The following is a 2,015-nucleotide window of genomic DNA, read 5'->3' on the forward strand; positions in this document are numbered from 1 at the left end:
CCATGCAAAATATGGCTGGGTTAGTATCTTTTTTTGTTACTACTTAGGTCTCCTTGTGGAAAAACAATTCTTTCTCACATTCTGTTAGGATTTCCGGCCTTCGTGTTGAAGGGTGGGGATTGTAAAAAATTGATTTGCTATAAAGCTGAACAATTATTGTAGGAAACACATTATCATTGTAGGAGTTTTGATACGTTGGGCCAATAAGTTGTCACGATTGTTCAAACTCAGCCTACTTAAAGCCTAATCCTTGGCATAATTCAAACCCAAGTGATAAGCATGGTCCAGCAGCATTTCAAAATGACCGGAATTTGAACTCAGGGTCTCATATAAGAATTCAACCTTGGAATTGGAAACCCCGCAATAATCTGCAATTCCCACATTCAGCAAATGAGTAATCATTTCATCATACTTACGCTTTTTCATCTGTTCCTTCGAAACTCCGGCCAAGCCAATCCACAAGACATGCTGATGATGCAGGTAATTCGAACCGTACGCAAACCCATTGTTCCATACACGGTCAATATAACCCTTCAGCATAGCTGGCAAATTCCACCACCAAAGAGGAAAAATAAATGCCAATGCATCATGCTCCTTCATCCGCCTCATTTCCATTTCTACTTCAGGGGAAAAGGACTGTTCCGCAACTGTCAAATCCGGTTCATCTACTCCTTTTAAAATAGGATCAAAACCAATCTCATGCAAATCCAATATCTCATAATCGTGGCCTGCATCGGCAAGACCCTGTACGAAACGATCAGCAACCTTAAAGGTCAAGGAATCTTTTCTCGGGTGTGAAACAACGGTTAATACTTTCATGCTTCTTCACTACCTTTCTCAATAGTTTACTTCTGGGAATGCTCAATGCTTGATGCTATTATATACAGTAGGAAAATAATCTGGAAGTACGCACTTTCAAGTTCTATAGGATGATACAGGTGCCATAGGAACATGGAAGTGCCCTAGGTAGATTCCCTAGAAACTGATCTGAGTAATGAATTGAAGTGATGGTTGTTCTGAGCAAACGAAGCCTTCTAAAGGAGGATTAAGAAATGACTGAACAGATAAAAAATAGGGTTCAAAAGAAGTATCAAGTCGGAGTGGAAGCGGCTTTAGAAGTGATGGGAGGGAAATGGAAGCCTTTAATTATCTATCATCTGATGACAGGACGGAAACGAACGTCTGAGTTTCGTCGGTTAATACCCGGCATTACACAAAAAATGCTGACTACTCAGCTCAGAGGCCTAGAAAAGGATGAGATCGTTACACGAAAGGTTTATAATGAAATCCCTCCTAAAGTGGAGTATGAGTTAACGGACTACGGCTGGGGATTAAAACCCGCGCTAGACCATTTATGCTACTGGGGAGAGGATCACCTGGATAAGATCCATGGAGACAAATCCAAGGTCTTGGAAGAATTCTAAGGCTGCTGTATAGAGTAACTTCAAGCTAATATTAAGCCCTCACAATGCATTCAATCAGAATAGCTTTCGAGGGCTTAATTGTCGTATAACAATATTAAAGACTAACTGTTGGTCATTCCGTTATCATAACTTAATTGCCATTCAATTCCAAACTTATCTTTAAGGCTACCGTAGCATTTGCTCCAGAATGTTTCTTGAAGCTCCATGTTTACGGTCCCCCCTTCTTTTAACTTATGGAAGTACGATCGAATTTTCTCTTCGTCCTTATTGACGATGGCGAGGCTGATGTTGTTTCCGGCTACGAAAGGCATCCCAGGAAAAACGTCTGAAAACATGACATTACTACCATCAATTTGAAGCCGCGTGTGCATGACCAAATTTTTGGCTTCTTCTGGTAGAGGATAATCGGGATTGGGTGGTGCTTCACCGAACGTCATGATATGTGGTTTCTCAGTCCCAAATGCCTCTGCGTAAAACTCCGCTGCTTCGCGACAGTTTCCATTAAAGTTAAGATAAACATCAACAGACATGTGTTTCACTCCTTCAAGAATCATAATTTTTCCATACTATACGATCTTATTTCATTATTTA

Annotated in this window: 3 protein-coding genes; 1 reads left to right on the plus strand and 2 read right to left on the minus strand. The window is 40.6% G+C overall.

The window, feature by feature from the left end:
* Positions 1–243 precede the first annotated feature (243 nt).
* The gene (locus tag GRP75_RS25500) at positions 244–819 is read right to left on the minus strand and encodes an NAD(P)H oxidoreductase (protein WP_160790721.1); all 576 of its coding nucleotides are present in this window, start codon (positions 817–819) and stop codon (positions 244–246) included.
* 233 nt (positions 820–1,052) lie between these two features.
* Here GRP75_RS25500 and GRP75_RS25505 point away from each other — a divergent pair, with 233 nt between their 5' ends.
* Entirely contained in the window at positions 1,053–1,424 is a 372-nt protein-coding gene (locus GRP75_RS25505) for a winged helix-turn-helix transcriptional regulator (protein ID WP_160790722.1), read from the plus strand.
* 101 nt (positions 1,425–1,525) lie between these two features.
* Here the strand turns inward: GRP75_RS25505 and GRP75_RS25510 are convergent, their stop codons facing one another.
* Complete coding sequence (locus GRP75_RS25510) at positions 1,526–1,954, minus strand: VOC family protein (RefSeq protein ID WP_160790723.1); 429 nt, start codon at positions 1,952–1,954, stop codon at positions 1,526–1,528.
* Positions 1,955–2,015 lie beyond the last annotated feature (61 nt).

This window comes from Paenibacillus sp. OT2-17 (assembly GCF_009827695.1).
GTDB lineage: Bacteria > Bacillota > Bacilli > Paenibacillales > Paenibacillaceae > Paenibacillus > Paenibacillus polymyxa_B.